This is a genomic window from Corallococcus interemptor (assembly GCF_003668875.1).
GTDB classification, from domain to species: Bacteria; Myxococcota; Myxococcia; order Myxococcales; family Myxococcaceae; genus Corallococcus; species Corallococcus interemptor.
This window is the reverse complement of record NZ_RAWM01000372.1, coordinates 1-429: the sequence shown is the minus strand read 5'-3', so window position 1 is coordinate 429 and position 429 is coordinate 1. Positions and strand designations below refer to the sequence as shown.

At 71.6% G+C, this 429-nt stretch carries 1 protein-coding gene; it reads left to right on the top strand.

The features are described from left to right. Positions 1-429: hypothetical protein (locus D7X96_RS40240; RefSeq protein WP_158626692.1), on the top strand; the 429-nt coding region annotated here is incomplete at both ends.

Genomic DNA, 429 nt, shown 5'->3' with positions numbered 1-429 from the left:
ATCCGGCGACGTCGACAATCGGGAGACGTTCTGGGAGATCGCGGTGCCGCGGCGCTACCTCCTGGGCTTTGCGCTCTACGACTACTGGGGCCGCGCGACTCACATCGCGCTGGCGCCCGACTTCACGCAGGTTCGCGCGATGTACGCGGGCGCGCTGCCGCTGGCCCTCGGGGCCGCAGCGCTGATCGTGCGCCCGACCGCCATGCGGATCGGCGTCGCCGCGTTCGGCGCGCTGATGCTCGCCGTCGTCCTCGGAGTGTGGCCGCTCCCCGAGCTCAGCTCCTACCTCCCGATCGTCAAGACCACGCTCCACATCCGCCTGACGATCGTGGTGATGCTCTGCCTCGCTCTGCTGGCCGGCTGGGGCCTGGACGACCTGACCGCCGAGCACGTGCCGCGCCGGAACGTGCTGCTCGCGGTCGCCGGCGC